Source organism: Mesorhizobium montanum (genome assembly GCF_033977145.1).
In the GTDB taxonomy this organism is placed as follows: domain Bacteria; phylum Pseudomonadota; class Alphaproteobacteria; order Rhizobiales; family Rhizobiaceae; genus Mesorhizobium; species Mesorhizobium montanum.
In genome coordinates this window covers 1-25,830 of sequence record NZ_JAVIJF010000040.1, presented here as the reverse complement: position 1 = coordinate 25,830, position 25,830 = coordinate 1, and the positions used below count along the sequence as shown (strand labels likewise).

At 62.7% G+C, this 25,830-nt stretch carries 17 protein-coding genes, 1 tRNA gene and 2 pseudogenes; 14 read left to right on the top strand and 6 right to left on the bottom strand.

Going from position 1 to position 25,830, the window contains the following annotated elements; all coding sequences use genetic code 11:
• Window positions 1–134: 134 nt before the first annotated feature.
• The 5 genes from RFM68_RS32680 to selD form a co-directional block, all read right to left on the bottom strand.
• Window positions 135–662 carry a DUF3341 domain-containing protein gene (locus RFM68_RS32680; RefSeq protein WP_320237056.1) on the bottom strand — a complete coding sequence of 176 codons (528 nt, stop codon included), beginning with the start codon at window positions 660–662 and terminating at the stop codon, window positions 135–137.
• Window positions 659–2,017, bottom strand: coding sequence for an NrfD/PsrC family molybdoenzyme membrane anchor subunit (gene nrfD / locus RFM68_RS32675; RefSeq protein ID WP_320237055.1), 1,359 nt, complete (start codon window positions 2,015–2,017; stop codon window positions 659–661). Before nrfD ends, RFM68_RS32680 begins: the two co-directional genes overlap by 4 nt.
• Complete coding sequence (locus RFM68_RS32670) at window positions 2,010–4,985, bottom strand: TAT-variant-translocated molybdopterin oxidoreductase (RefSeq protein ID WP_320237054.1); 2,976 nt, start codon at window positions 4,983–4,985, stop codon at window positions 2,010–2,012. Before RFM68_RS32670 ends, nrfD begins: the two co-directional genes overlap by 8 nt.
• On the bottom strand, window positions 4,969–5,688 hold the full coding sequence (locus RFM68_RS32665) for a cytochrome c3 family protein (RefSeq protein ID WP_320237053.1): 720 nt from the start codon (window positions 5,686–5,688) through the stop codon (window positions 4,969–4,971). Before RFM68_RS32665 ends, RFM68_RS32670 begins: the two co-directional genes overlap by 17 nt.
• A gap of 366 nt (window positions 5,689–6,054) precedes the next feature.
• On the bottom strand, window positions 6,055–7,104 hold the full coding sequence (gene selD, locus RFM68_RS32660; protein WP_320237058.1) for a selenide, water dikinase SelD: 1,050 nt from the start codon (window positions 7,102–7,104) through the stop codon (window positions 6,055–6,057).
• 209 nt (window positions 7,105–7,313) lie between these two features.
• On the opposite strand from selD, the gene fdnG reads away from it, so the two are divergent.
• The 13 genes and pseudogenes from fdnG to RFM68_RS32595 form a co-directional block, all read left to right on the top strand.
• A complete protein-coding gene (fdnG, locus tag RFM68_RS32655) occupies window positions 7,314–10,400 on the top strand; it encodes a formate dehydrogenase-N subunit alpha (RefSeq protein WP_320237052.1) in 3,087 nt (1,028 codons plus the stop codon).
• Between the two features lie 12 nt (window positions 10,401–10,412).
• Window positions 10,413–11,363 (top strand): formate dehydrogenase subunit beta, encoded by a 951-nt coding sequence (gene fdxH / locus RFM68_RS32650; protein WP_320237051.1) that lies wholly within the window; start codon window positions 10,413–10,415, stop codon window positions 11,361–11,363.
• Window positions 11,350–12,054: a formate dehydrogenase subunit gamma gene (locus tag RFM68_RS32645; RefSeq protein WP_320237050.1), complete on the top strand. Its 705-nt coding sequence runs from the start codon at window positions 11,350–11,352 to the stop codon at window positions 12,052–12,054. Before fdxH ends, RFM68_RS32645 begins: the two co-directional genes overlap by 14 nt.
• Before the next feature lie 104 nt (window positions 12,055–12,158).
• A complete protein-coding gene (fdhE, locus tag RFM68_RS32640) occupies window positions 12,159–13,076 on the top strand; it encodes a formate dehydrogenase accessory protein FdhE (protein WP_320237057.1) in 918 nt (305 codons plus the stop codon).
• An 8-nt stretch (window positions 13,077–13,084) separates the two neighbouring features.
• On the top strand, window positions 13,085–14,503 hold the full coding sequence (gene selA / locus RFM68_RS32635) for an L-seryl-tRNA(Sec) selenium transferase (protein ID WP_320237049.1): 1,419 nt from the start codon (window positions 13,085–13,087) through the stop codon (window positions 14,501–14,503).
• Window positions 14,490–15,278 carry a tetratricopeptide repeat protein gene (locus tag RFM68_RS32630; protein ID WP_320237048.1) on the top strand — a complete coding sequence of 263 codons (789 nt, stop codon included), beginning with the start codon at window positions 14,490–14,492 and terminating at the stop codon, window positions 15,276–15,278. Before selA ends, RFM68_RS32630 begins: the two co-directional genes overlap by 14 nt.
• A pseudogene (selB, locus tag RFM68_RS32625) lies at window positions 15,275–17,101 on the top strand (selenocysteine-specific translation elongation factor); the annotation flags it as partial. The gene RFM68_RS32630 and the pseudogene selB, both read left to right, overlap by 4 nt.
• Window positions 17,102–17,227: 126 nt before the next feature.
• Window positions 17,228–17,323 (top strand) — tRNA-Sec (locus RFM68_RS32620).
• 172 nt (window positions 17,324–17,495) lie between these two features.
• The gene (locus RFM68_RS32615; protein ID WP_320237047.1) at window positions 17,496–17,795 is read left to right on the top strand and encodes a hypothetical protein; all 300 of its coding nucleotides are present in this window, start codon (window positions 17,496–17,498) and stop codon (window positions 17,793–17,795) included.
• A 727-nt stretch (window positions 17,796–18,522) separates the two neighbouring features.
• Window positions 18,523–19,491 (top strand): GAF domain-containing protein, encoded by a 969-nt coding sequence (locus RFM68_RS32610; protein WP_320237046.1) that lies wholly within the window; start codon window positions 18,523–18,525, stop codon window positions 19,489–19,491.
• A 136-nt stretch (window positions 19,492–19,627) separates the two neighbouring features.
• Complete coding sequence (gene adh / locus RFM68_RS32605; RefSeq protein ID WP_320237045.1) at window positions 19,628–21,145, top strand: aldehyde dehydrogenase; 1,518 nt, start codon at window positions 19,628–19,630, stop codon at window positions 21,143–21,145.
• 79 nt (window positions 21,146–21,224) lie between these two features.
• A complete protein-coding gene (locus RFM68_RS32600; RefSeq protein ID WP_320237044.1) occupies window positions 21,225–21,584 on the top strand; it encodes a DUF779 domain-containing protein in 360 nt (119 codons plus the stop codon).
• Between the two features lie 79 nt (window positions 21,585–21,663).
• Window positions 21,664–21,903 (top strand): annotated as a pseudogene (locus RFM68_RS32595) (5-aminolevulinate synthase); the annotation flags it as partial.
• Window positions 21,904–21,965: 62 nt separating this feature from the next.
• Here the strand turns inward: RFM68_RS32595 and RFM68_RS32590 are convergent.
• Window positions 21,966–24,368 (bottom strand): phosphoketolase family protein, encoded by a 2,403-nt coding sequence (locus RFM68_RS32590; protein WP_320237043.1) that lies wholly within the window; start codon window positions 24,366–24,368, stop codon window positions 21,966–21,968.
• A gap of 163 nt (window positions 24,369–24,531) precedes the next feature.
• On the opposite strand from RFM68_RS32590, the gene RFM68_RS32585 reads away from it, so the two are divergent.
• Window positions 24,532–25,707: an acetate/propionate family kinase gene (locus RFM68_RS32585; protein ID WP_320237042.1), complete on the top strand. Its 1,176-nt coding sequence runs from the start codon at window positions 24,532–24,534 to the stop codon at window positions 25,705–25,707.
• The last annotated feature ends 123 nt before the right edge of the window (window positions 25,708–25,830 follow it).

The window sequence follows — 25,830 nt, the reverse complement described above, 5'->3', positions numbered from 1 at the left end:
CGGCGTACGGGCCGACATGCCGTCGGCGAACTGGTTGCTGGCCTCCAGCGGATCGTAGCGCGGCTGATCCTCCATGTCCTGCCGGCAGCCGGCAACGATCAGCGCGCCGAGCACGAATGTGAGGCGAGGGCCGCTCACGCCTCGACCTCCTCGACGGTCTCGGCGCCGAGCCGCGTCAGCTGACCCCGGGTCACGCCTTTACGATATTTGGGATCGTCCGCTTCGATGAGAAGATAGAACCTGCCGCCGCGCGCGTAGCTGAAGCTCTTGGCGTTGAAGACCGGATGATAGTAGCGGGGCAGCCCGTTGGCCGCGAGCACCCCCAGGAAGCCTGCCAAGGCGGCGCCCAGAATGCCGGCTTCAAAGGCGATGACGACGAAAGGCGGCCAGGAATGCAGCGGCCTTCCGCCGACATTGACAGGATAGTCGATCTCCACCGAATACCAGATCAGCGCATAGACGAGAGCGGCGCCGGCGATGCCGCCGGCAAGGACGGCCCAAGGCAGGCGCGTGGCCCGGATTTCCAGTATCTCGTCCAGCTCCTTCATCGGAAACGGAGAGAAGGCGTCCATGCGCCGGTAGCCGCGCTCGCGCATGCCGCGCGCTGCCTCTATCAGCGCTTCCGGATCGGCAAACACCGCCATGAGGCCGTAGAGGCTCATCGAAGCTTGCCCTCCTCTTCGGCCAGTTCCTCCACCTCGAAGATGGTGATTGCCGGCAGGATGCGGATGAACAGGAAGACAAGCGCAAAGAAAGTGCCGATCGAACCGAACAGGATACCGAAATCGAGCCAGGTCAGCGACTGCTCGCCCCAGGCCGATGGCAGGTAGTCGCGGCTCGGTGCGGTGACGACGATGACGTAGCGCTCGATCCACATGCCGACGTTGATGGCAATGGCGATCACGAACAGCAGTGGCATGTTGCGCCGGATGCGTCTGAACCAAAGCAACTGCAGCAGGCCGCAATTCAGGCTGAGCATCGTCCAGAAGAGCGGCGCGTAAGGGCCAATGGCGCGTTGCACCATCATTGCGCGTTCGTAAGACTCGCCGGAGTACCAAGCGAAGAACGCTTCCGAGACATAGCCATACACGACGATCATGCCGGCGGCGATCATCAGCTTGGCGGCGTTCTCCATGTGCCTGACGGTGATCAGGTCCTTGACCGAAAAGGCCCAGCGCAGCGGGATGGCGATGGTAAGCACCATGGCGAAGCCGGAGAGCAGCGCGCCGGCGACGAAATAGGGCGGGAAGATCGTCGAATGGTAGCCGGGCGTGATCGCAAAAGTGAAGTCGAGCGAGACGATCGAATGCACGGAGACGACGAGCGGCGTAGCCAAAGCCGCAAGCAGGAAATAGACGACCTGGTAGCGCGCCCAATGGTAGGCTGAGCCGCGCCAGCCGAGCGCCAAAATGCCGTAGAAGAGCTGCGCCGGTCTCGACCTGGCGCGGTCGCGCAAGACCGCCAAGTCCGGCAAGAGTCCCATGTACCAGAACAGCAGCGAAACGGTCGCGTAAGTGGCGATCGCGGCAAAATCCCAGACCAGTGGGCTGCGCCATTGCGGCCAGTGCATATGCACATTGGGCAACGGCAGCAACCAGTAGAAGAACCAGGGCCGGCCGAGATGCAGGATCGGGAACAGCCCCGCCATGGCGACGGCAAACAGGGTCATTGCCTCGGCAAAGCGATTGATCGAGGCGCGCCATGGCTGCCGCAGCAGCAGGAGTACGGCCGAGATCAGCGTGCCGGCATGGCCGATGCCGATCCACCAGACGAAGTTGGAGATCATCGTGCCCCAGGCGACGGGAATGTCGATGCCGTAGGCGCCGACGCCGACCGAGATCAGGTAAGTGATCGAATAGAGGAACAGCAGCACGAGCAGAAAGCAGAGGAAGAAGGCGGTCCAGAAATGCCGCGGCAGCCGGCCGTCGAGCACGATCGAGCCGATGCGTCCGCTGATCTCGGGAAAATCGTGGCGGCCGCGCAGTACGGCGGGGCCATTCGCGCTCGCTTCAGCCATCGGTCGCCTCGCCCGGCCGGGCAAGCTTGCCGTTCGGATTGGAAATCCTGCCGAGATACGTCGTGCGCGGCCGCGTGTTCAGCTCTTCGAGCAGCGCGTAGTTCTGCGGCGCGCTCTTTTCGCGGACAACGTTGGCATCCTTCCTGTTGAGGTCGCCGAAGGTGATGGCGTGCGTCGGGCAGGCCTGCTGGCAGGCGGTGACCACTTCGCCGTCGGCAATGTCGCGGTTTTCGATCTGCGCCTGAATGCGCTTGGCACTGATTCGCTGGACGCAGTAGGTGCATTTCTCCATGACGCCGCGCGAGCGCACGCTGACATTTGGATTGTGCACGCCCTGTTCCGGACCTGCCTCGTCCTTGTCGAAGGATTGATGGTCGAGGAAGTTGAACCGCCGAACCTTATAGGGGCAGTTCTGCGAACAGTAGCGCGTGCCGATGCAACGATTATAGACTTGGGCATTCAGCCCATCATGTGTATGCACCGTGGCGTTGACCGGGCAGACCACTTCGCAGGGCGCCTTCTCGCAATGCATGCACGGCACCGGCTGGAAGAAGGTCTCAGGCGCGTCGACAGGGCCGGCATAGTAGCGGTCGACGCGCAGCCAATGCATTTCGTGGCCACGCTCGCATTCTTCCGGTCCGACCGGCGCGATGTTGTTTTCTGCTTGGCAGGCCGAGACGCAGGCCGTGCAGCCGATGCAGGCCGAGAGGTCGATCGCCATCGCCCAGGCTTCCTGATCGTAGCGCCAGTCGGGATTGAGTGATTCCTTTGGTGACGGCGGCGCATCCTTGCGAACGAAATCCGGGTTCTGCCGGAATGCATCGAGAGCAGCATGGCGCACGATGGCACGCCTCTCCATCGCTTGGTGGTGCTGTGTGGTGATGACGCGCACGCTGTTCTCGCGAGGCGTTATGGCCGCGCCGGCCGCGAACCATTCCGAACCATGACGCAAGTGGAAGCCATCGTAGCCTTCAGACAGCGCGGCAACGGAGCCGACCTTCCGCCCGAAACCGAAGGAAAGCGTAACCGTCTCACCGGGATGACCGGGCACGATCCAGGCAGGCGCATCGACCTCCGCCCCATTGACCGCGACATTGATGATCTTGCCGTTGTCGATCTTCAGTCGTTCGGCAGTAGCAGGCGAGATGAGTGCGGCGTTGCCCCAAACGATCTTGGTCAGTGGCCGCGGCAGTTCCTGCAGCCACGATGCATTGGCAAGGCGACCGTCACGCAGCCACGGATCGGCGACGAAGCGTATCTCGATACCGTTGCCCGCTTTCGCCGCCGGCCTAAGGCCGCCCAGATCAGGCGGCACGCTGACGGATACGGGCTTGGCGGCGGTGTTCGGCACAATGCCGCCGCGCAATGCCTTCTTCCAGGCGTCGTCATCAAGCGCTGCCCAATGCTGCCTGACGAGCGACAGCGGATCGGCCTCGAACCGACTGCTGAGCACGGCGAGCAGCTCGTGTACGGTCTTGCCGTCGTAAAGCGGCTTGATCAGCGGCTGCACCAGCGAGGTGGTGCCATCGTGGGCACGTATATCGCCCCAGCTCTCGAGCTCATGCGCCGCCGGTACATGCCAGTGCGCCAGGAAAGCGGTCTCGTCGCGATAGAGCCCATGATGGACAAGCAGCTTCAGGCTCGAGAACGCCTTGTGCGCGTCAAGGCCCGCCGGGGCCGTGTACAGCGGGTTTGCGCTGAGCGCTACGACCGTGTCGATAACGCCATCGCCGATTGTCTCACACAGCGCTCCGAGGTCGCCGTCGACTTGCAATGCGTCCGGAGGTTCGATCAGCTCCACCGTGTTGCCAAGTGCGCCAAGCTTCGCATTGGCGGCAAGCGTGGCAGCGTGAACGAAGGCGCTCTGCTGTGGCCCCGCGATCACCAGCGCGTTTCGGCCCGCCGTCTTCAGGTCTTCGAGCAATGCCGCCATCCACACTTGGTCGATTGGCGAATCGGAAGCTCCGGCTTGGCCGCCCAACGCCGCATTCAATCCACCAGCCACGGTTTCGATCGCGCTGGGCCTGATCGCAAGCCGGTGGTCGGCTGCCGCGCCGGTGATCGTCGGCGTCGACTCCACGGCATAAAGCCGGCTCATTCGGTCGGATGGATTGCGCACCCGCCGCCTCGCCGCGAAGTCGCGCGCATAGGCGAGTCGTCCCGGCCCTTCGCCGAGGAAATCGGCATCGAGGCTGAAAATCACCTCGGCACGGTCCAAGTGGTGGATTGGCGTCAGCGCCGATCCGTACAGGGCACGCGACGCCTCTCCCGCAGCGGGCGTCGTCAGCGGATCATGGCGATAGATTTTCAGTCTCGGATAGCGCGCCCGCAGCGTATCGATCTGCGCCGCAAGGGTCGGCGACGTCGAGGCATCGAGAAGCAGGGCTCCGCCCTGTCCTTGCGATGCCGTCCATCGCGAGACGAGCGCCGCCATGTCTTTGAGGAAATCGCCATACGATGCTGGTTCGCCATCCTTGAGCGGTGTGCGCGAGCGGTCGGGATCGAACAGCGTCAGCACCGCTGCCTGCATCACCGCATCGGTCGCGCCGCGCGATGCCGGGTGGTCCGGATTGCCCTCGACCTTGGTCGGCCGCCCTTCATGGCTTTCGACGATAGCGCCGACACCGAAGCCGTCGCTCGACAGCGTGGTCGCGTAATAAACAGGCTTGCCGGGAACGAGAATTTCCGGCTGGCTTACATAGGGCACGATGCTTTCCGCCCTGCTGCAGGCGGCCAGCCCGGCAAGCGACAGCGAGGCGCCCATCAGCTTCAGCAGCGTCCGCCGGTTCGGCTTTACCGGCAGGCGCTCGGCAATCGCCGGGAACTCGGCTTCGACAAAGCGGCGGAATTCCGCCGTGCCCGCGACCTCATCCAGGCTGCGCCATGTCTCGCCGCCTTTCGCCAGCCGCTTGCGCAAAGCCGCGATGTCGATGGCCGAACCAGGCCTGTTGTCAGCGATGGCAGACATAGCAATCGGTCATTGTCTCGGGATGGATGTCGAGCATGCCGATCAGCTTTCGCCTGATGTCAGCGATGTCCTCGGGTGGCTGCCAGTGCATCAGAAATACGTCCTGCGGCGGACGCAAATTGGACTGCGGGTTGCGATGGCAGCCGAGGCACCATTCCATGCTCAGCGTATGCGCCCGCCTTGTCAGCGGCATCTCGTCAACCTCGCCGTGGCAGGTCTCGCAGGCGACGCCCTTATTGATGTGGATCGCGTGATTGAAGAAGACGAAGTCGGGGACGCTGTTGACACGTTGCCATTCGATGGGCTTCCCATTTGCCAGGCTCGCACGCACCGGCGCCAGCATGTCGGCGTTGGTGAAGAGTTGCGAATGGCAGGTCATGCAGACTTCGGTGGCCGGCAGACCCGCCGAAGACGAGGTTTCGACACCGTTATGGCAGTAGCGGCAATCGATGCCGAGCTGGCCGACATGGTGCTTGTGACTGAACGGCACCGGCTGCGCCAATGGCTCACCTACTCCCATTACCAGGTCCGAACGGGGAAGGATGATCCCGATCGCGGCGGCGATCAGCAGAACTGCACAACTTCCCCAGATGACAAAGCGCGCAACGCCGTTGGCGTTTTTCGAGAAGATCTGCGGCATCCCCTCGCCGATTCTGCTGAAGGCAACCTCTGAGTTGACGACACCTAACGGTACTTTCGCCACGAAGGTTCCGGAGCCGTGCCGGAATCACAGAATGGTGACCGCCACCGCGGACAGGTCACCAATTTAGTCCGCAACCTGCGGCGGTCGCATGCGTTCGCCGGATATCACGATCTGTTTCACGCTGGAAAATTGCCATGGCGAACGCAGCTGTCGAAACCGCTCATCGTCCTGTGCGCCATCGCGGACCTGAGGCTGAAGGCGATTGGCGTACCCGCAATTTGAGAAAGGCGATAGTCGTGCAACGAGAAAAGCTTCCATTCTCATCGTCGGCGCGGGTCAACTTGGCCATGTCGAGCCGTTCGTCCGTGCCTCGCCATCTACCGCGCTGAAGGGTCAAGCCGGAGACAAGAAGCTCGACGAGTTGGCTCATTCCTCGATCACTACGGCAGGTCGGCCGCGCTCGACACATCCGATCGCTCTAGCCGACGGGTAGCCGCTTGCGATGGCCCTCTCGACCAGGGCGTCGGCACTGCCGGGTTCGCAGGCGATCAGCAGCCCGCCTGAAGTCTGTGGATCGGTAAGAAGATGGCGCCGCCACTCCGGCATGCCTTTGGGCAGCCGCACCGCATCGCCGTAACTCGCCCAATTACGTCGCGATGCGCCAGTGACGAAGCCTTGTTCCGCAAGCGAGGCGGCCTGTGCAAAGACGGGAACATCGTGGTCTCGGATCACGAGTACGCACCCTGAACCGCGCGCCATCTCAAGGGCGTGTCCGATCAAGCCGAAGCCGGTCACATCCGTGATCGCATGCACGCTTGCTTCCGCGGCGAGTTCGACTCCGATCCGATTGAGAATGGTCGTCGAAGCAATCATCTCTTCATAGCCGCAGCGCGGCAACGCCTGCCTTTTGATGGCCGCGGAATAGATTCCGACGCCGAGCCCTTTCGTCAGGATCAACGCATCTCCCGACCTGGCCGTCGAATTGCGCCGGATGTCCGCCGGCCGACAGGTGCCGATCACGGCAAGCCCGTAGATCGGTTCCGGCGTGTCGATCGAATGACCGCCGGCGACCGGTATTCCTGCTGTGGCGCAAATGTCGCGGCCGCCCTTTAGGATTTCTCGCACCATGTACGTCGGCAACTTCTCGAGAGGCACTCCCAGAATGGCCAGGGCCATGATCGGCTGTCCGCCCATCGCGTAGATGTCGGAGAGCGCGTTGGTCGCGGCGATACGGCCGAAGTCGTACGGATCGTCCACCATCGGCATGAAGAAATCGGTGGTCGCGAGCACACAGATCGTGTCGTCGATCTGCCAGACCGCGGCATCATCTCCGGTTTCGGTACCGACAAGAAGCTGCCGAAAGGGATTGGATTCAATCTGCTCCGCAAGAAGTTGCTGCAGGACCGAGGGCGCCAGCTTGCAGCCACAACCGCCGCCGTGAGCAAGGCTGGTCAGGCGCGGAGGTACTTCGGTGATATCGCCCCGCAACGCGGGAGCCGTTTCCAACACCACACCACACTGTAGTGCCACATTCCGAAAAGCGTCAATCGCATTTTCCTGCGCAAAACATTTGCCGATTTCGATCTGCGCCCTAAATGACCTTCGACCAGTTCGGCTCAAAAATGGCGTCCGTATTCCCCTTGCTTCTGGATGCCTATGGGCATGGAATTCGGGAGGAAATCCAGATGAACGTTGAACTCTCGCGGCGCGCGTTCCTGCTCACCGCAGGCGCGGGTGTCGCCGGCACGGCATTAGGAGCCTTCGGCTTCGCCGACATCGAGGCCGCGCATGCGGCGGCGATACGACCCTTCAAGCTGGTGAACACGGCCGAGACGCGCAACACCTGCCCTTATTGCTCGGTGGCCTGCGGCGTCATCATGTATTCGAAGGGGAACCTCAGGAAGGGCGAGCAGGCCGAGATCACCCACATCGAGGGCGATACCGACCATCCGACCAATCGCGGCACTTTGTGCCCCAAGGGATCGGCTCTGCTTGGCTTCGTGAAGTCTCCGACCCGGCTGCAGCATCCGATGGTGCGCAAGCCCGGATCCGACAAGTTCGAGCCGATAGCCTGGAAAGACGCGCTCGACCGCATCGCCCGTCTGATGAAGGACGATCGCGACAAGAACTTCGTCGCGAAGAACAATGACGGCGTGACGGTCAACAGGTGGCTCACCACAGGCTTCCTCGCCGCCTCGGCCTCGACCAATGAAACCGCGTTCGCGACCTACAAGGTAGTCCGCAGCACAGGCATACTGGCGTTCGACAACCAAGCACGTGTCTGACACGGCCCAACGGTGGCGAGTCTCGCCCCAACATTCGGCCGTGGCGCAATGACCAATTCCTGGACCGACATCAGGAATACGGATCTCGTCGTGATCATGGGCGGCAATGCGGCGGAAGCGCACCCGTGCGGCTTCAAGTGGGTCACGGAAGCGAAGGCCAATCGCGGCGCCAAGCTCATCGTCATTGATCCGCGCTTCACGCGCTCGGCTTCGGTGTCCGACCTCTATGCGCCGATCCGCCAGGGAACGGACATCGCCTTCCTGCTCGGGCTCATCAATCACTGCATCCAAAACAACAAGGTGCAATGGGACTATGTGAAGGCCTTCACCAACGCGACCTATGTCGTCAAGGACGGCTTCACATACAAGGACGGCCTGTTCTCAGGCTATGACGAGGCGAAGCGGGACTACGACAAGTCCACCTGGGATTACGATATCGGGCCGGACGGCTTTGCCGTTGTCGACGCAACAATGGCTAATCCCCGCTGCGTCTGGAACCTGCTCAAGAACCATGTCGCGGTCTATACGCCGGAGATGGTCGAACGCATCTGCGGCACGCCGAAGGAGAGATTCCTGAAGGTAGCCGAGATGGTTGCCGAAACCTCCTCACCGGACAAGGCGATGACCTCGATGTACGCGCTCGGCTGGACGCAGCACTCGAAGGGCTCGCAGAATATTCGCGCCATGGCGATGCTGCAGCTTGTTCTCGGCAATATCGGCATTCGCGGCGGCGGCATGAACGCGCTGCGCGGCCATTCGAACATCCAGGGCCTCACCGACCTCGGGCTGATGTCGAACCTGCTGCCCGGCTATCTCACGGTGCCGACGCAGAAGGAGCCGGACCTCGCAGCCTACATGTCGACGCGCGGTTTCAAGCCGCTGCGGCCGAACCAGATGAGCTATTGGCAGAACTACAAGAAGTTCTTCGTGAGCTTCCAGAAGTCGATGTGGGGCGATGCGGCAACGCCGGAGAACGATTTCGCGTATGAGTACCTGCCGAAGCTCGACGTGCCGGGCTACGACCTGCTGCGTACTTTCGAGCTGATGCACCAGGGCAAGATGAACGGCTATTTCTGCCAGGGCTTCAACCCGCTGCAGGCCGCTCCGAACAAGAAGAAGGTGATCGAGTCCCTCTCGAAACTCAAATTCCTTGTCATAATGGATCCGCTGGATACGGAGACGGGGCGGTTCTGGGAGAACCACGGGCCGTACAACGATGTCGATCCGACGAAGATTCAGACGGAAGTCTACCAGCTGCCCTCGACCTGCTTCGCCGAGGACGACGGGTCGCTGGTCAATTCAGGGCGCTGGCTGCAATGGCATTGGGCCGGCGGCACACCTCCCGGCGAAGCCAAGCGCGATACCTGGATCATGGCGCAGCTCTACCTTCGCCTGAAGGATCTCTGCACCAAGGAAGGCGGTGCCTTCCCCGATCCGATCGTCAAGCTCAACTGGCCTTACGCCGATCCTGGCGACCCAAAGGCCGAGGAACTTGCGCAGGAGATCAACGGCAGGGCGCTCGCCAGGGTAACCGACACCGCCGACCCGACGAAGGTGCTGGCCGAAGCCGGCAAGCTACTGCCGAGCTTTGCAGCATTGCGCGACGACGGCTCGACGGCCTGCGGCTGCTGGATCTATTCCGGCTGCTTCAACGAGAACGGCAACAACATGGCCAGGCGCGATACGTCCGATCCGGATGACGCCGGCTTCTATTCGAAATGGGCGTTCTCATGGCCCGCCAACCGCCGCATCCTCTACAACAGGGCCTCCGCGGACCTCACCGGAAAACCCTGGGATCCGAGCCGCAAGGTGGTCGAATGGGACGGCCAAAAATGGTCGGGTTACGACGTGCCCGATATTACGCCGACCGCGAAGCCCGACCAGGTCGGCCCGTTCATCATGAACCCGGAAGGCGTCTCGCGCCTCTTCACCCGAGGCATGATGCGCGACGGACCGTTCCCGGCGCATTACGAGCCGTTCGAGTCACCGATCGTCAATCCGGTCGCGCCCAAAGTCCGCGGCAATCCGGCTGCCCGTGTATTCGAGGGCGACATGGCCCAGTTTGCCGAAGCGGGTTCCAAGGAGTTCCCCTATGCGGCGACCTCCTACCGCTTGACCGAGCATTTCCATTTCTGGACCAAGCACGTCATCGTCAACGCTGTGATCCAGCCGGAGTTCTTCGTGGAGATTTCGGAGCAGCTTGCGGCCGAGAAGGGTATCACCAAGGGCGGCTGGGTGCGCGTCTGGTCGAAGCGCGGGTCGGTCGTGGCGAAAGCCATGGTGACCAAGCGGATCAGGCCGCTGACCTGCGACGGCAAGACCATTCACATCGTCGGCATTCCGCTGCACTGGGGGTTCACCGGAGCGGCGAAGAAAGGCTTTGGCCCGAACATGCTCACTCCCTTTGTCGGCGATGCCAATATCGAGACGCCCGAGTACAAGGCATTCCTGGTCAATATCGAGCCCGCACCGGGCCCGGTGGCATAGGAGGAGCAAGCGATGTTTCCTCCTCTCCCCAACCCTTCGACGACGGGGACGGCAACACGTCTCTCCGAGAAAGACCTCGTCCGCCGGTCGGCGTCGACCGTGCCTGCCCCCGAGCAGAAGCTGACGGAAGTCGCCAAGCTGATCGATGTCTCGAAATGCATCGGCTGCAAGGCGTGCCAGACGGCCTGCATCGAGTGGAACGACACGCATCCCGAAGTCGGCGTTTTCGCCGGCGCCTTCGAGAACCCTCCCGACCTGACGCCGGACATGTTCACGCTGATGCGCTACAGCGAATGGGACAATCCGGAAACCAACGAGCTCGAATGGCTGATCCGCAAGGACGGCTGCATGCACTGCGCCGATCCTGGCTGCCTCAAGGCCTGTCCGGCGCCCGGCGCGATCGTGCAGTATTCGAACGGCATCGTCGATTTCGTCCACGAGAACTGCATCGGCTGCGGCTACTGCATCAAGGGCTGCCCGTTCAATATTCCGCGCATCTCCAAGGTCGACCACACGGCCTACAAATGCACGCTGTGCTCAGACCGCGTCGCGGTCGGCCAAGGCCCGGCCTGTGCCAAGGCCTGCCCAACTCAGGCGATCGTCTTCGGCACCAAGGACGAGATGAAGGGCTGGGCCGCCAAGCGCGTCGAGGACTTGAAGTCGCGCGGCTTCGTCAATGCCGGCCTCTACGATCCGCCGGGCGTCGGCGGGACACATGTGATGTACGTGCTCCATCATGCCGACCAGCCGGAAATCTACTCGGGCCTGCCGAAGGATCCGAGGATCAGTCCGTTGGTAGAGGCATGGAAAGGTGTGACCAAATATGCAGGCCTCACGATCATGGGCGTGGCTGCAGGCGTCGGCTTGCTCCACCATTTGATCATGGGACCGAACAGGGTAACCGCAGCGGATGAAGAGCACGCCGAAGAATTGACGGAAGGCGATAGCCATGGCCGCCGATGACATGAAGCCGAACGAACAGATACATCCCGGCAAGCCGGTTATCGTGGACCGCTACACGGTCGCGGCGAGGATCAACCATTGGATAACGGCGGCCAGCCTGATCCTGCTCGCGCTGTCCGGTCTTGCGATGTTTCACCCGAGCCTGTTCTTCCTGTCCCGCCTTTTCGGCGGGGGCCAGTTCACGCGCTTCATCCATCCATGGATCGGCGTCGTGCTCTTCTTCAGCTTCCTTGGGCTTTTTCTCCGGTTCTGGAAGGCCAATTTGTGGAGACGCGAGGACGGAACGTGGCTCGCGCGTTTCCGTGACGTGTTGGCCAATCAGGAGGACAATGTCCCTGAGGTCGGCAAGTACAATGCCGGCCAGAAGCTCGTCTTCTGGTCAATGTCGGTGCTGATTTTGATCCTCATCTCCAGCGGATTGGTGGCTTGGGATCAATATTTCTCCCAGTATACGACAATCGATCAGAAGCGCGTGGCCATACTTGTCCACTCCATCGCCGCAGTCGTGATCATCGGCGTCTGGATCGTCCATTTCTACTCGGCCATCTGGGTCCGCGGCACCATTTCCGCCATGACGCGTGGACGGGTGACCGGCGGCTGGGCCTGGCGGCATCACCGCAAATGGCTGCGGGAGCTCGTCACCAAATCGAGCAAGGGAACGGGACCCTCGGGATCGAAGCCCGCCGAATAGAGCGAGCGCTGGCGGGATGACTTTTCCGCCCTAGTTTTGTGTTTGCGCATGATTGTGTGCGCCGGTCAGGCAACCACGTGGCCCGTGTGGTTCGTGAGGTTCGAATGCCAAGACAGATCATTCCGGCCGGTTCCGACCCCACCGCCATCGGCGAAGTCTCCGCTCCGCCCTTTGCCCGCCTTCCTGAGCCTGCGCTTCTGTTTTCTCGCCGCGCTGAGCGCTGGAACGCGCTGGCAGCAGGGCATGACCTTGGTCCCTATCTTCGCTTCCTTGCCGCCCTCGCCGATGTGCAGCGCCGCATTCAGGAAGGCATGGCCGAGTCGAAGATGCCCGATGCCGCAACGCGTGAGCGTGCGCGCAGCTTCGGAATGCCGGCGTTCGACCGCAACAACCTGGCACCCGATACGGCCGCCGAGACACTCGACCGCCTGGTCGTGGCGGCATCGGAGATCAAGAAGACGGTCGCAGCAGCCGATGCGCTGGACCGTTTGAAGCAGGCCACTCCGGCGGACCGCGAAACCATGGCACGCAATGTGCTCGCCGATGCGATTCCGATGGAGGCGCTCGCCGAGCACGTCTATGTTGCTGCCGCGCTGCAAGTTCACTTTGCCCGTCTCGCCGCCCGCCTCGATCCCCGCGCACTGGTGCCGGTAGGCGACGGCGCATGCCCTGCCTGCGGCAGCCCCCCGACATCCTCGATGATCGTCGGCTGGCAGGGCGCTCATGGCGCACGGTTCTGCGCATGCTCGTTGTGCGGCACTCAGTGGAACTACGTGCGTATCAAGTGCACGCTGTGCGGCTCGACCAAGGGCATCGGCTATCAGGAGATCGAAGGCGGACCGGGCACGGTGAAGGCCGAGACCTGCGATTCCTGCGGCTGCTATGTCAAGATCCTTCATCAGCACAAGGATCCCGGTCTCGACCCGGTTGCCGACGACGTGGCGACGCTTGGGCTCGACATCCTCGTCCGCGAAGGCGGCTATCGCCGCGGATCCTTCAATCCGTTCCTCATAGGCTATTGAGGTGCGCGATGACCGGTTTGCCCACAAGCCGCTTGCGCGATCTCCCGTCAGTCGATCGCGTGCTGAGGACGTCTCGCGCGGCCGCGGCGGTAGAGCGCTTCGGGCAGCAGTCCACGACGCGCGCCATCCGGGATGCGCTCGAAGAAGCACGGGCGGCTTGCCGTGCCGGGGCTGAAGTGCCTGCGCCGAGTGACCTCGCCGCCGACGCGCTCGTCCGCCTGAAGGCCGCCGAGCGCCCATCGCTGCGCCCGGTTTTCAACCTGACCGGCACTGTGCTGCACACCAATCTCGGCCGTGCGCTCATAGCAGGCGAAGCTTCAGAGGCGATGCGCGCTGCCATGGGCGAAGCGGTGGCGCTCGAATTCGACATCAGGACGGGCAGACGCGGCGAACGTGACGATCATCTGCGGACCCTCATATGCGGGCTCACCGGAGCCGAGGACGCAACCGTCGTCAACAACAACGCGGCCGCGGTGCTTCTCGTCCTCAACACGCTGTCGCTTGGGCGCGAGGCCGTCGTGTCGCGCGGCGAGCTGATCGAGATCGGCGGCTCTTTCCGCATGCCGGACATCATGACCCGCGCGGGCGCAAAGCTCGTTGAGATAGGCACCACAAACCGCACGCATCCCAGGGACTATCTTTCGGCCATCGGTCCGTCGACCGGGGTCGTTTTCAAGGTGCACACGTCCAACTACCGGATCGATGGGTTCACGGCCGAGGTCTCGGCGCGCGAGCTTGCGGCCATCGCCAGGGAGCGCGGTGTGCCTCTCATCCACGATCTCGGCTCCGGCACGCTCATCGATCTCGCCCAATACGGACTGACACACGAGCCAACCGTTGGCGAGGCGATTGCGGATGGCGCCGATCTCGTCACCTTCTCGGGCGACAAGCTGCTCGGGGGACCGCAGGCAGGTCTCATCGTCGGCCGAAAGGATCTTCTTGACGAGGTCAACCGAAACCCGATGAAGAGAGCCCTTCGCCTCGACAAGCTCCGGCTGGCTGCGCTGGAGGCGACGCTGAAGCTCTATCGCAATCCAGATCGCTTGGCGGAGCGCTTGCCGACGCTGAGGCTGCTCGCGCGCTCCGCTGTCGATATCGCCGCGCAGGCCAGGCGCCTCGCTCCCCTCTTCTCCAATATTCTCGGCGATGAATTTGCAGTGGACGTGGTTGAGTGCCGCAGCCAGGTCGGATCGGGCGCATTGCCGCTCGACACCCTTCCGAGCGGCGGGCTTGCCATCAGCCCCCAATCGGGAAGCGGTCAGGCTCTGGAAACGCTCGCGGCAGCATTGCGGGCGCTGCCCGTTCCGGTGATCGGACGCATCGAAAAGCAGGCGCTCGTGCTTGATCTGCGTTGCCTTGAAGACGAAGCCGGCATGGTGGCCAATCTCGCGAGCTTCTCTCCAGGAGGCGGCGGTGCGGTGGTTTGATCGTCTCGCGTATAAGCCCGCCCGGACATCGGCAGCGAACCAGTTGGCCGCGGCCATCGACGCTGCCAAACGGGGTGACTACACCACGGCGCTCGGCATCTGGGAGCCTCTGGCGCGGTCTGGATCGGCGCGCGCCCAAAACAATATCGGTGCCTGCTTCGCCGAGGGGCTCGGCGTCGAGCGTGACGGCAATCTCGCCTTCCGCTGGCTGGTCCTCGCCGCGCAAGCCGGCGATCCGGTCGGGCAGCGGAACCTCGCCTCGCTCTGTTTCCGCGGCGAAGGCGTCGAGCAGAACTACAGCCGCGCAGCCGAGCTCTATCGGGCGGCGGCGGAGCAGGGCGACGGACCGGCGCAGGACATGCTGAGCTGGATGCTTCTCGAAAGTGAGGTGATCGAGCCTGACCCTGCCGAAGCACGGCGTTGGGCACTGGCTGCCGCCGCGCAGGGGATCGCATCGGCGATGACCCGTGTCGGCATGCTCCACCACGAAGCCTTCGGCGTGCCACGCGATCCTGCCGCGGCGACCCGTTGGTGGCGCAAGGCCGCGTTGCGCGGCGACGCGGATGGCCAGGCCATGCTCGGCGCTGCCTGCCATCTCGGAGCCGGCGTTCCCGCCGACGCCGTCGAAGCCTATGCCTGGCTCCTGCGCGCTCAAGCGGGCGGCAGTGTGCTCGCGGGCCGGTACATGGACGCGGCACGAGCTGCGCTCACCGCGGACGAAATCGCCGAGGCCGAGCGCCGCGCCATCTTGCCGCTCAAGGAGCCTGCGCCATGATCGTCGGAACGGCGGGACATGTCGACCACGGCAAGACGGCGCTGGTGCAAGCGCTGACCGGCGTCGACACGGATCGGCTGCAAGAAGAGAAGGTGCGAGGCATGACGATCGATCTTGGCTTCGCCTATCTTCCGACGCTGAGCGGGGACGTCGTCGGTTTCATCGACGTTCCCGGCCATGAACGCTTCGTGCATACCATGGTCGCCGGAGCCAGCGGCATCGATTTCGTGCTGCTGGTGGTGGCGGCAGACGACGGCGTCATGCCGCAGACGCGTGAACATCTGGCGATCGTCGATCTCCTTGGCGTCAGTCGTGGGCTGGTCGTGCTTTCGAAATGCGATCTGGCCGATCCCGCACGACGCGCGGCTGTCGCCGCCGACATCCACTCCGCCCTCGCGGGCACCATCCTGGAAGAGGCTGAGGTTATCCCCATCTCCGCCGTCACGGGAGAAGGCATCGACGACCTTCGACGCCTGTTGTTCGAAGAGGCATCGCGCTTTGCCGGGCGCTCAGCCTCAGGCCGCTTTCGGCTTGCGGTCGACCGCTGCTTTAGCCTACGCGGCATCGGTACGGTCGTCACCGGCACTGTCCTTTCAGGTTCCGCCGGTGTCGGCGACGGCGTCGTGGTGAGCCCGTCGGGACTTGCTGCGCGCATTCGCTCGATCCATGCCCAGAACCGGGCGGCCGAGCGCGGCCACGCCGGAAACCGTTGCGCTCTCAATCTTGCCGGCGACGGCGTCGGCAAGGAAGCGATCCGGCGCGGAAATGTGATCCTCGATCCCGCGCTTCACGCGCCGACGGACAGGATCGACGCCGAGCTGCGTGTACTGCCCGGCGAGCCAAAGCCGATCGGGCAATGGTTCCCGGTGCGGCTCCATCACGCCGCGGCCGAGGTTGGGGCGAGGATCGTCCTTCTCGGTGACGAGCCTATAGCGCCCGGCGGCACGGCCAAGGTTCAAATTGTCATGGAGAGCCCGATCGCCGCCGCTGCCGGCGACGCTTATGTGGTGCGCGACACCTCCGCGCAGCGAACCATCGGCGGCGGGCGCTTCATCGACCTCAGGGCACCGGGCCGCAAACGCCGCTCGCCGGAACGGCTGGACAGGCTCCAGGCATACGCCGTCCCGGCGCCCGAGAAGGCCGTCGCGGCGCTTCTCGACACGCCGCCCCGCCATCTCGACCTCGGCGCCTTCGCCCGTGACCGGGCGCTCGGCGCGGGCGAGGTCGCAAGCCTGATCGATCGTCTCGGCCTTGTCACCTTTGCTGTCGGCCAGACGCAGTTTGTGGTTTCGTCGATGCATTGGGCTCGTTTCAAGCGCGACCTGAACGCTTTCCTGGAGGCCTTCCATGCCGGAAACCCGGATTTGCCAGGCATCGGAACGGAGAAACTGCGCCTTCACCTCGATCCCTGTCTTCCTGCATCGGCCTTCGCTGCTGCCATGCGAAGCCTCGCCCGCGCCCATCAGATCGAGCTTGACGGTGCCTGGATACGGCTTCCGGGCCACGAGGTTCGTCTCGCGGCCAGGGAGGAGGCTCTATGGCGGGAGATCGAGCCCTTGATGGCCGGCTCGGTGAGGTTCCACCCTCCAAGAGTGCGCGACATCGCGGACGAGCTCGGCAGGCCGGAAGCGGAAATCCGCAGACTTCTGAAGCTTACCGGTCGCATCGGCACGGTGCACGAGGTTGCGCATGATCACTTCTTCCTTCGCCCGGCGCTGGCTGAGATAATCGAGATCGTCTGCAGCCTGGCGGCCGAGCATGGCGGGCAGTTCAGCGTCGCACAGTTTCGCGACAATGCGGGCGGCGGGCGCAAGGTCGCCGTTCACATCCTCGAATTTCTCGACCGGCACAGCGTCACCCTGCGGCGTGGCGACCTGCGGCGCATCAACAAGCATCGGCTGGACCTGTTTCACCGCCAGGACGACAATGGGGCACCGGCAGAAGATTCTGGAGGAGCATCGTCCCCGGTGGGGCGTCCGGACTTCAAATCCGGGAGGGGCCGCGAGCCGGTCCTTGGTGGGTTCGACTCCCACTCTCTTCCGCCATCGTCTTAGACTTTTCCGAGGAAGTGACGCGATGCCAGCATCCTTTCTGCTTGAACTGAGGACTTCGGCGGAGGCCGCCAAGTCTGCCGAGACGAGTTTCCGTCACGAAGCGGCAAGGCGGATTGCAGCGCTGGAGCAGGACCGCGCGTTCGCCTTCAGGCGGTTCAACCTCATGCAGGCGATCGCCGATGCCGTGGCCCCGGCGGAAAGTGAGGATATCGCCGTGGCGCACGCCTTCGCCGCCTTGCGCACGAGCCTCGGCTGGAATGCCGACAGCGAGGCGCGCTCGGAGGTGATTTCGCATTTTGCGCCGGTTGCGCTAGCAATGTTCCGGGTTTCGAACGGGAACCGATCCGCCAGCATCCATGCCGCGCTTGCGAATTTCGAGCGGTGGTTTTTCGAGTGCCGGAACTCCGTCTTCTGGACCTTGTTCGAGCAGCAAATGCCGGACACGCCCGTCGTCGATTTTTGAAAGATGCAGATCCCTGGCCCGCAGATTTTCAGGCACAATGAACCATCGGCGCAACCGCGACCCGCTCTCGACTCGGACGCCGCTCATGCCCATCGCCTTGACCAGTCGTCGACCGAGCGTGTCGAGCTGCCTTGGACATAGGCTTGCTGAATGATGCCGTGAGCGCCTTCTCGGTTGCGGGACGCTGGTTTTGGTGGGCCCCGAGGATGTGCTAGTAAGATTGATTTCATTGACTTTTTCGTGGGCCAAAATCAGAAGTCTTCCCGTATCGTTCCGTATGGTCCCGCTCTTAATTGGAGCTATATCTTGTTAGCTTAGTCAGCCTGCACTTCAAGCGCTGACCTGAATCGGCTCAATGCCAAATGCAAGGACAATTGCCTGGGGCATTCTTGCGGGCCGGATTGCCAAACGCCCTGACGCCACAATCACACCGCCCGGTTTTGACAAGCCCTTCCGACGCCCTTTTTGCTGCAAGTTGAGCGATCCAGCGGGCGATTTGCGCCACATCAATTCACCGACGGCCAATGAACTCTAATCCTGCAGCCTTGGCGGGCGATTGCGCGCCCGATGGAACGCGGTGGACGATCGCCAAGCTGCTGAAGAGTACAAAACTAGTTCCTTAGGCGAATTGACAGGTTGGCGAGCAACTTGGAAACACCCGTGACAGGGCATATCGCGAGAAGCCAACCGAGCGGATAAGGGAAAGTTTCGAAAACGGGAGGATTGCGTGAACGGGCACTCGGCCGGCCATCATGAAGATCGCGTCCAGGCTGCGGTCAATTCCGACGCCGCGGCAAAATCGGCGTTGTTCGCTTCGTGGCAACGTTCCTCGAACCTGCACCGGCTTGATCCCGCCGAGCGCAAGTCGCCCAAGCGCCTGACGGACGCCGAGCTCAGAAGAGCCAGGCAGAGGATAGAGCCGCTGCAGATGGCGGCACAGGCCAGCCTCGACAGGCTCTACCTCGCGGTTGGCGGCGTTGGCTGCTGCGTGCTTCTGGCCGACCGCGACGGAGTGCCGGTGGATCGCCGTGGTGCCACCTCCGACGACCGGACCTTCGAAGATTGGGGACTGTGGACGGGCTCCGTCTGGAGTGAGGCGAGCGAAGGCACGAACGGCATCGGAACCTGTCTTGCCGAGCGGCGAGCGCTGACCATCCATCGCGATCAGCATTTTTTTGCACGCAATACGCTGCTGAGTTGCACGACGGCACCGATCTTCGATCATGAGGGCAACCTCACGGCGGCGCTCGACGTGTCGTCTTGCCGCGCCGATCTCACCGAAGCGTTCACCAACCTCATCTCGGTCGCAGTCGCGGACGCCGCAAGGCGGATCGAAGCGGAGAATTTTCGCCGGTCATTCCAAAGTTCTCGTGTGCTCTTGCTTCCAGAAACAACCAGCGGGCCCGGCGGGCTTATCGCGGTAGACTGCGACGATCTCGTGGTCGGAGCGACACGGTCGGCACGGATCGCATTGGGATTTTCCCAGGAATCGCTGACAAGAAGCCTGCCTGCGATGGACCTGTTTAGCGATGCCGAGGGTGTTTCAGGAAGCCTCGGTCGGGCCGAACGCGCCGCACTTCAGAGAGCCTTGGCCCGAACCTCGGGCAACGTTTCGGCAGCCGCCGAGGCGCTCGGAATCAGCCGCGCTACGCTGAATCGCAAATTGAAACGCTTCGAGTTGCGGCGCGTCCACTAAGTTTGCCGGCCCAGTTGTGTCAGTTCTGAGACACTCACCCGAACGACTTGGTTTAGACGGCCTGACAATCAACGCTTGCCCAAGCATATCTCGTCCCACGCGTCGCATTCCGCGGCGTCAGCTTTGGGAGGAAGATGTGAACAAGATTGAATTCTCGCGTTCGGTCAAGGCGCCCTTCGACAGGCGCTACGGCAATTTCATCGGCGGTAGATGGACCGAGCCGCGCTCCGGACGGTACTTCGAGAACTTCTCGCCGGTGAACGGTCAACTGCTGTGTGAGGTGGCGCGCTCGGACGCTCAGGACATCGAGGCCGCCCTCGACGCGGCGCACGCGGCCAAAGACGCCTGGGCGCGCACCAGCGTGGCCGAGCGATCGCTTATCCTCAATCGCATCGCCGACCGCATGGAGGAAAACCTCGATCTGCTGGCGCGCGCCGAAACCTGGGATAATGGCAAGCCGATCCGTGAAACGACGGCGGCCGACTTGCCGCTTGCCATTGACCATTTCCGCTATTTCGCCGGTGCGCTGCGTGGCCAGGAAGGCAGCCTTTCGCAGATCGACGACGACACCGTCGCCTATCATTTCCATGAGCCGCTTGGCGTGGTTGGCCAGATCATCCCGTGGAATTTTCCGCTCCTGATGGCCGTATGGAAGCTGGCGCCGGCACTTGCCGCCGGCAACTGCGTGGTGCTGAAGCCGGCCGAACAGACGCCTGCCACCATCATGCTGTGGGCGGACCTGATCGGTGACCTTCTGCCGGACGGCGTGCTCAACATCGTCAACGGCTTCGGCCTGGAAGCCGGCAAGCCACTCGCTTCGTCGAACCGCATCGCCAAGATCGCCTTCACCGGCGAAACCACGACCGGCCGGCTGATCTCGCAATATGCCAGCCAGAACCTCATCCCGGTGACGCTGGAACTCGGCGGCAAGTCGCCCAACATCTTCTTCCAGGATGTCACCGCTGAAGACGACGATTTCTTCGACAAGGCTATCGAGGGCTTCGTCATGTTCGCGCTCAACCAGGGCGAGGTCTGCACCTGCCCCAGCCGAGCCCTGGTGCATGAGAAGATCTACGATAAGTTCATGGAAAAGGCGCTGAAGCGCGTCGAGGCGATCGTCCAGGGCGATCCGCTCGATCCGGTCACCATGATCGGCGCGCAGGCGTCGAGCGAGCAGTTGGAGAAGATCCTGTCCTACTTCGACATCGGCAAGAAGGAGGGCGCCGAAGTGCTGATCGGCGGCGAGCAGAACCATCTGCCGGGCGATCTTGCTGGCGGCTACTACGTCAAGCCGACCGTGTTCAAGGGCACCAACAAGATGCGCGTCTTCCAGGAGGAGATTTTTGGGCCAGTGGTGTCGGTCACCACCTTCAAGGACGACGACGATGCGTTGGCGATTGCCAACGACACACTCTACGGCCTAGGCGCTGGTATCTGGAGCCGTGATGCGAACCGCTGCTACCGGTTCGGCCGCGCCATACACGCCGGTCGCGTATGGACCAACTGCTACCATGCCTATCCCGCGCATGCGGCATTTGGCGGCTACAAGCAATCGGGCATCGGCCGCGAGAACCACAAGATGATGCTCGACCATTACCAGCAGACCAAGAACATGCTGGTCAGCTATAGCCCGAAGAAGCTCGGTTTCTTTTGAGCGTCGTCGGATGGAAAGCCAAGGGTGCGGCCGTTATGGCCGCGCCCTTATTGGCTCGGGAACTCGGGAGGAGAGCAGGATGCTTGAAAAGATCTCGCTCGGGAAAGTCTCGGCCACACCTGGAGCCAGAACCTTCCTGGTGGAAATCATCGCCGACCACGGCCCGGTGCTTTTCCATCAGTCGGGTGGGTGCTGCGATGGATCATCGCCGATGTGCTACTCGCAAAGCGATTTCATCGTCGGCGACCATGACGTGATGCTGGGAAAGATCGGCGAGACCCCGGTCTATATCAGCGTCTCGCAATTTGAAGTGTGGAAACACACCGATCTCATTATCGACGTGGTGCCTGGTCGCGGCGGAATGTTCTCGCTCGACAACGGAAGAGAAAAGCGCTTCCTGACGCGGTCGACTATCTGCGCGGTTCAGGCGGGGGCTTAATGAATTGCCGTCGTGTTGCGCGCCGGGGAATGCCTGCGGCGACGGCGGACGCACGTCGCTCGACGGGCGGGCAAGGCTCATGCTCGGCGTGCACGGCATTTACATCCAGCCGATCAACTATCCGACGGTGCCGCGCGGCACCGAGCGGCTGCGCATCACGCCGACGCCGTTCCATTCGGACGCGCTGATCGCCGAGCTGCAGGATGCGCTGGTCGAGACCTGGGACGCGCTGGGTATTCCCTATGGCGCGGCCGGGCGCCCGGCAGTTGCCAAGAGCGACCGCATTATTCCATTGCTGGTGCCGAAGTCAGGTGGGTGACCAGCCATCAACCTTCAGCTGAAGCCAAGTGCCATGGTCATGCCGTGTCTGCGATCATCGGCTCACATGGTGCGCGGCGCATCTGGCCAGCGCCAGTCGCCGACGCCAGGCATGTCGGCGCCGTGCTCGACTATGTATTGCTTGTGCTCGATCAGCCTGTCGCGCAAAGCCTGTTTCACATAGGCGGCGGTCGAACCCAGGGACGGCACGCGATCGATGACGTCCATCGCCAGGTGGAAGCGATCGATGTCGTTGCGCACCGCCATGTCGAACGGCGTCGTTGTCGTCCCCTCCTCCTTGTAGCCTCGCACGTGCATGTTTTCATGATTGGTGCGCTTGTAGGCGAGACGATGGATCAGCCAGGGGTAGCCGTGATAGGCAAAGATGACCGGCCGGTCTTTCGTGAAAAGCTCATCGAAGTCCGTATCCGAAAGGCCATGTGGATGCTCGCTTTTGGGCTGCAGCGTCATCAGGTCGACGACGTTGACGACGCGGATCTTGAGCTTCGGAAGATGCGAACGCAGGAGGTCCACGGCCGCCAGCATCTCAAGCGTCGGGACGTCGCCGCAACAGGCCATCACCGCATCGGGATCCCCGCCGCGATCGTTGCTGGCCCATTCCCAGACGCCGATGCCGGCGGTGCAGTGCTTGACCGCCTGATCCATGTCGAGCCATTGCGGCTGCCGCTGCTTGCCGGCGACGATCACATTCACCCTGTTCCAGCTTCGCAGGCAATGATCCGTCACGTAAAGCAGCGTGTTGGCGTCGGGCGGGAAGTAGACACGAACGATATCGGCTTTCTTGTTCACCACATGATCGACAAAGCCGGGATCCTGGTGGCTGAAGCCATTGTGGTCCTGACGCCAGACATGGGAGGTGAGAAGGTAGTTAAGGGATGCGATCGGACGTCGCCAGGCAATCTCCCTGGACGCCTTCAGCCACTTGGCGTGCTGGTTGAACATCGAATCCACGATGTGGATGAAGGCCTCGTAGCAAGAAAAGAAGCCGTGCCGTCCGGTGAGCAGATACCCCTCCAGCCAACCCTGGCAGGTGTGTTCGCTCAAGATTTCCATCACCCTTCCCTCTGGTGAGAGATGATCGTCATAACTGAAGGTCTCGGCGTCCCAGGTCCTATCCGTTGCATCGAATAGATCCTGCAGCCGGTTGGAAGCGGTTTCGTCGGGACCAAACACCCTGAAATTCCGCCACTGCGCATTTGCCTGCATGACATCGCGCAGGAACGCGCCGGCAACCCTTGTCGTCTCGGCATCCGAGCCACCCGGGCGCGCGACCGGCACGGCATAGTCCCTGAAATCCGGCAGCCGCAACGGACGCATCAGGGTGCCGCCGTTGGCGTGCGGATTGGCGCTCATACGGCGCTCACCGCTTGGCGCCAGCGCCGCTATCTCGGCTCGTAGATGGCCCTGGGCGTCGAACAGTTCATCGGCCCGGTAGCTGCGAAGCCAGTCATTCAGCAGCCCGAGATGTTCGGGTTTTTCCATCGTGAACGGCACCTGGTGCGATCGCCAAAACCCTTCGGCCTTCTTGCCATCGACGGTTTTGGGGCCTGTCCAGCCCTTCGGCGACCTCAGCACGACCATCGGCCAGATCGGCCGTGTCACCTCGCCGCCTTCGCGTGCCCGCCGCTGGATCTCGCTGATCGCCGCAAAGGCATCGTCGAGCGCGGCGGCCATTTTCTGGTGCATGTCCGAAGGCTCGTCGCCTTCGACCAAGATCGGCCGATAGCCGTAGCCTTTGAAGAGTGCCTCCAGTTCGGCCGGGCTGATGCGCGCGAGCACCGTCGGATTGGCGATCTTGTAGCCGTTGAGATGCAGGATCGGCAGCACCGCGCCATCGCTTGCCGGGTTGAGGAACTTGTTTCCGTGCCAGGATGTCGCCAGCGGTCCGGTCTCGGCCTCGCCGTCACCGACGACGCATGCCGCGATGACGTCGGGATTGTCGAAGACGGCGCCGAAGGCATGCGACAGGGAATAACCAAGTTCGCCGCCTTCATGGATCGACCCTGGTGTGTCGGGCGCCGCATGGCTCGGGATGCCGCCCGGGAACGAAAACTGCCGGAACAGACGACACATGCCGGCCTCGTCCTGCGAGACCTCGGGATAGAGTTCGCTGTAGGTACCTTCCAGCCATGTGTTGGCGACGACGCCGGGCGCCCCATGACCAGGCCCCGCAATGAAAAGAACGCTCTCGCCGCGCTTCTTGATGACCCTGTTCAGATGGACGTAGATGAAATTGAGGCCGGGCGTGGTGCCCCAATGACCGAGGAGGCGCGGCTTGACGTGCTCCGGGCTGAGCGGCTCGCGCAGCAATGGATTGTCGAGAAGGTAGACCTGGCCGACCGAGAGGTAGTTCGCCGCGCGCCACCACGCGTGCATCAGTTCCATTTCCTTCGCCGAGAGCGGCGCACTCTCGCGCGCAACGAGGGTCTTGTTTCCAGTCGTCATTTGCGTTCTCCCTGGAAGGACAATAGGCAGATGATCATGACCGCTGAGAGTAAGCAGGCTTGGGTCGGATTCTGAGTGACAGGTCGCGAACCCGATCGCCTTGATGTCGGTCAAGTCGGCATTTCACGGTCAAGATAGGCCAGCGGATCAGGAGGTCGAGGCGATGACGGACGCGATCCTCACACTCAATGCCGGTTCATCAAGTCTCAAATTCGCACTCTTCGCGATCGAGGGTGCTAGCCCGCTCCTCGCCTTGCGCGGCGAGATCGAGGAAATCGATACCGCACCAAGGCTGACCGCCAAGGATGCAACCGGCAGCGCACTCGTCGACCAGAGCTGGCCAGAAAGTGCGGGCGACTTTCAGTCCCTTTTCGCCAAGGTGATCGGCTGGATTGAAGATCACGCGGACAATTATCGCGTTGTCGCGGTCGGGCACCGCGTCGTGCATGGCGGCCCCGACCATGTCGGACCCGAGCGCGTCACGCCCGATCTCCTGACCGTGCTCGACAGCCTGACGCCGCTGGCCCCGTTGCACGAGCCACAGAACATCGCGCCTATCCGGGCCATTGCAAAACTGCGACCCGATCTTCCCCAGGTCGTCTGTTTCGACACAGCCTTTCATCACACGATGCCGGTCGTCGCCAGACGGCTCGGGTTGCCGCGCGAATACGAGGCGGCGGGCGTCAGACGCTATGGCTTTCACGGGTTGTCATATGAGTATATTTCGCGCCGGTTGTCCGAGACCGCTCCTGATCTGACCAGAGGACGCGTCATCGTCGCGCATCTGGGCAATGGCGCCAGTCTTTGCGCTTTGCACAAGAACGAAAGCATCGACACAACGATGGGGTTCAGCGCGCTCGACGGGCTGATGATGGGCACGCGGCCCGGCAATCTCGATCCGGGCGTGATTCTCCATTTGTTGCAGCAACGCGGCATGGCAGTGGCCGAGCTCGAGGATCTGCTCTATCGCCGCAGCGGGCTGCGAGGCGTTTCCGGCGGCATCGCCAGCGACATGCGCGCTCTGCTCGCGAGCACCGACATCCATGCCGCCGAAGCGGTCGAACTCTTCTGCTACAGAATCGCACGTGAAGCCGGCGCGCTCGTCAGTTCGCTTGGCGGCCTGGACGGATTGATCTTCACGGCGGGCATCGGCGAGCATGCACCGCGCGTGCGCGAACTCGTCTGTCGAAGGCTTGCATGGCTGGGCGTCGAACTCGACCGCGACGCAAACGCGCGCAATGCCGAGAAAATCTGCACGACGGCCAGCCGTGTCGAAGTACGCGTCATCGCCACCGACGAGGAGGCGATGATTGCCCGGCATACTTTGGAGACGATCTAGTACCTGTGCACAGGGGATTTGACGGTTTCGATGGGTTGTAGCCTGGGCAGGCTGTCGGGGTCGAGGAGCAGTTCAATGCTGCGCGCGACGCCGGGCTGCCTGCGGATCCATCCAGCGCGCTCG

Excerpts from the sequence above, each read along its gene's own strand:
- RFM68_RS32680 (WP_320237056.1), bottom strand. The coding sequence starts at position 662 with ATGAGCCTCTACGGCCTCATGGCGGTGTTTGCCGATCCGGAAGCGCTG.
- nrfD (WP_320237055.1), bottom strand. The coding sequence starts at position 2,017 with ATGGCTGAAGCGAGCGCGAATGGCCCCGCCGTACTGCGCGGCCGCCAC.
- RFM68_RS32670 (WP_320237054.1), bottom strand. The coding sequence starts at position 4,985 with ATGTCTGCCATCGCTGACAACAGGCCTGGTTCGGCCATCGACATCGCG.
- fdxH (WP_320237051.1), top strand. The coding sequence starts at position 10,413 with ATGTTTCCTCCTCTCCCCAACCCTTCGACGACGGGGACGGCAACACGT.
- RFM68_RS32645 (WP_320237050.1), top strand. The coding sequence starts at position 11,350 with ATGGCCGCCGATGACATGAAGCCGAACGAACAGATACATCCCGGCAAG.
- fdhE (WP_320237057.1), top strand. The coding sequence starts at position 12,159 with ATGCCAAGACAGATCATTCCGGCCGGTTCCGACCCCACCGCCATCGGC.
- selA (WP_320237049.1), top strand. The coding sequence starts at position 13,085 with ATGACCGGTTTGCCCACAAGCCGCTTGCGCGATCTCCCGTCAGTCGAT.
- RFM68_RS32615 (WP_320237047.1), top strand. The coding sequence starts at position 17,496 with ATGCAGGCGATCGCCGATGCCGTGGCCCCGGCGGAAAGTGAGGATATC.
- RFM68_RS32600 (WP_320237044.1), top strand. The coding sequence starts at position 21,225 with ATGCTTGAAAAGATCTCGCTCGGGAAAGTCTCGGCCACACCTGGAGCC.
- RFM68_RS32590 (WP_320237043.1), bottom strand. The coding sequence starts at position 24,368 with ATGACGACTGGAAACAAGACCCTCGTTGCGCGCGAGAGTGCGCCGCTC.
- RFM68_RS32585 (WP_320237042.1), top strand. The coding sequence starts at position 24,532 with ATGACGGACGCGATCCTCACACTCAATGCCGGTTCATCAAGTCTCAAA.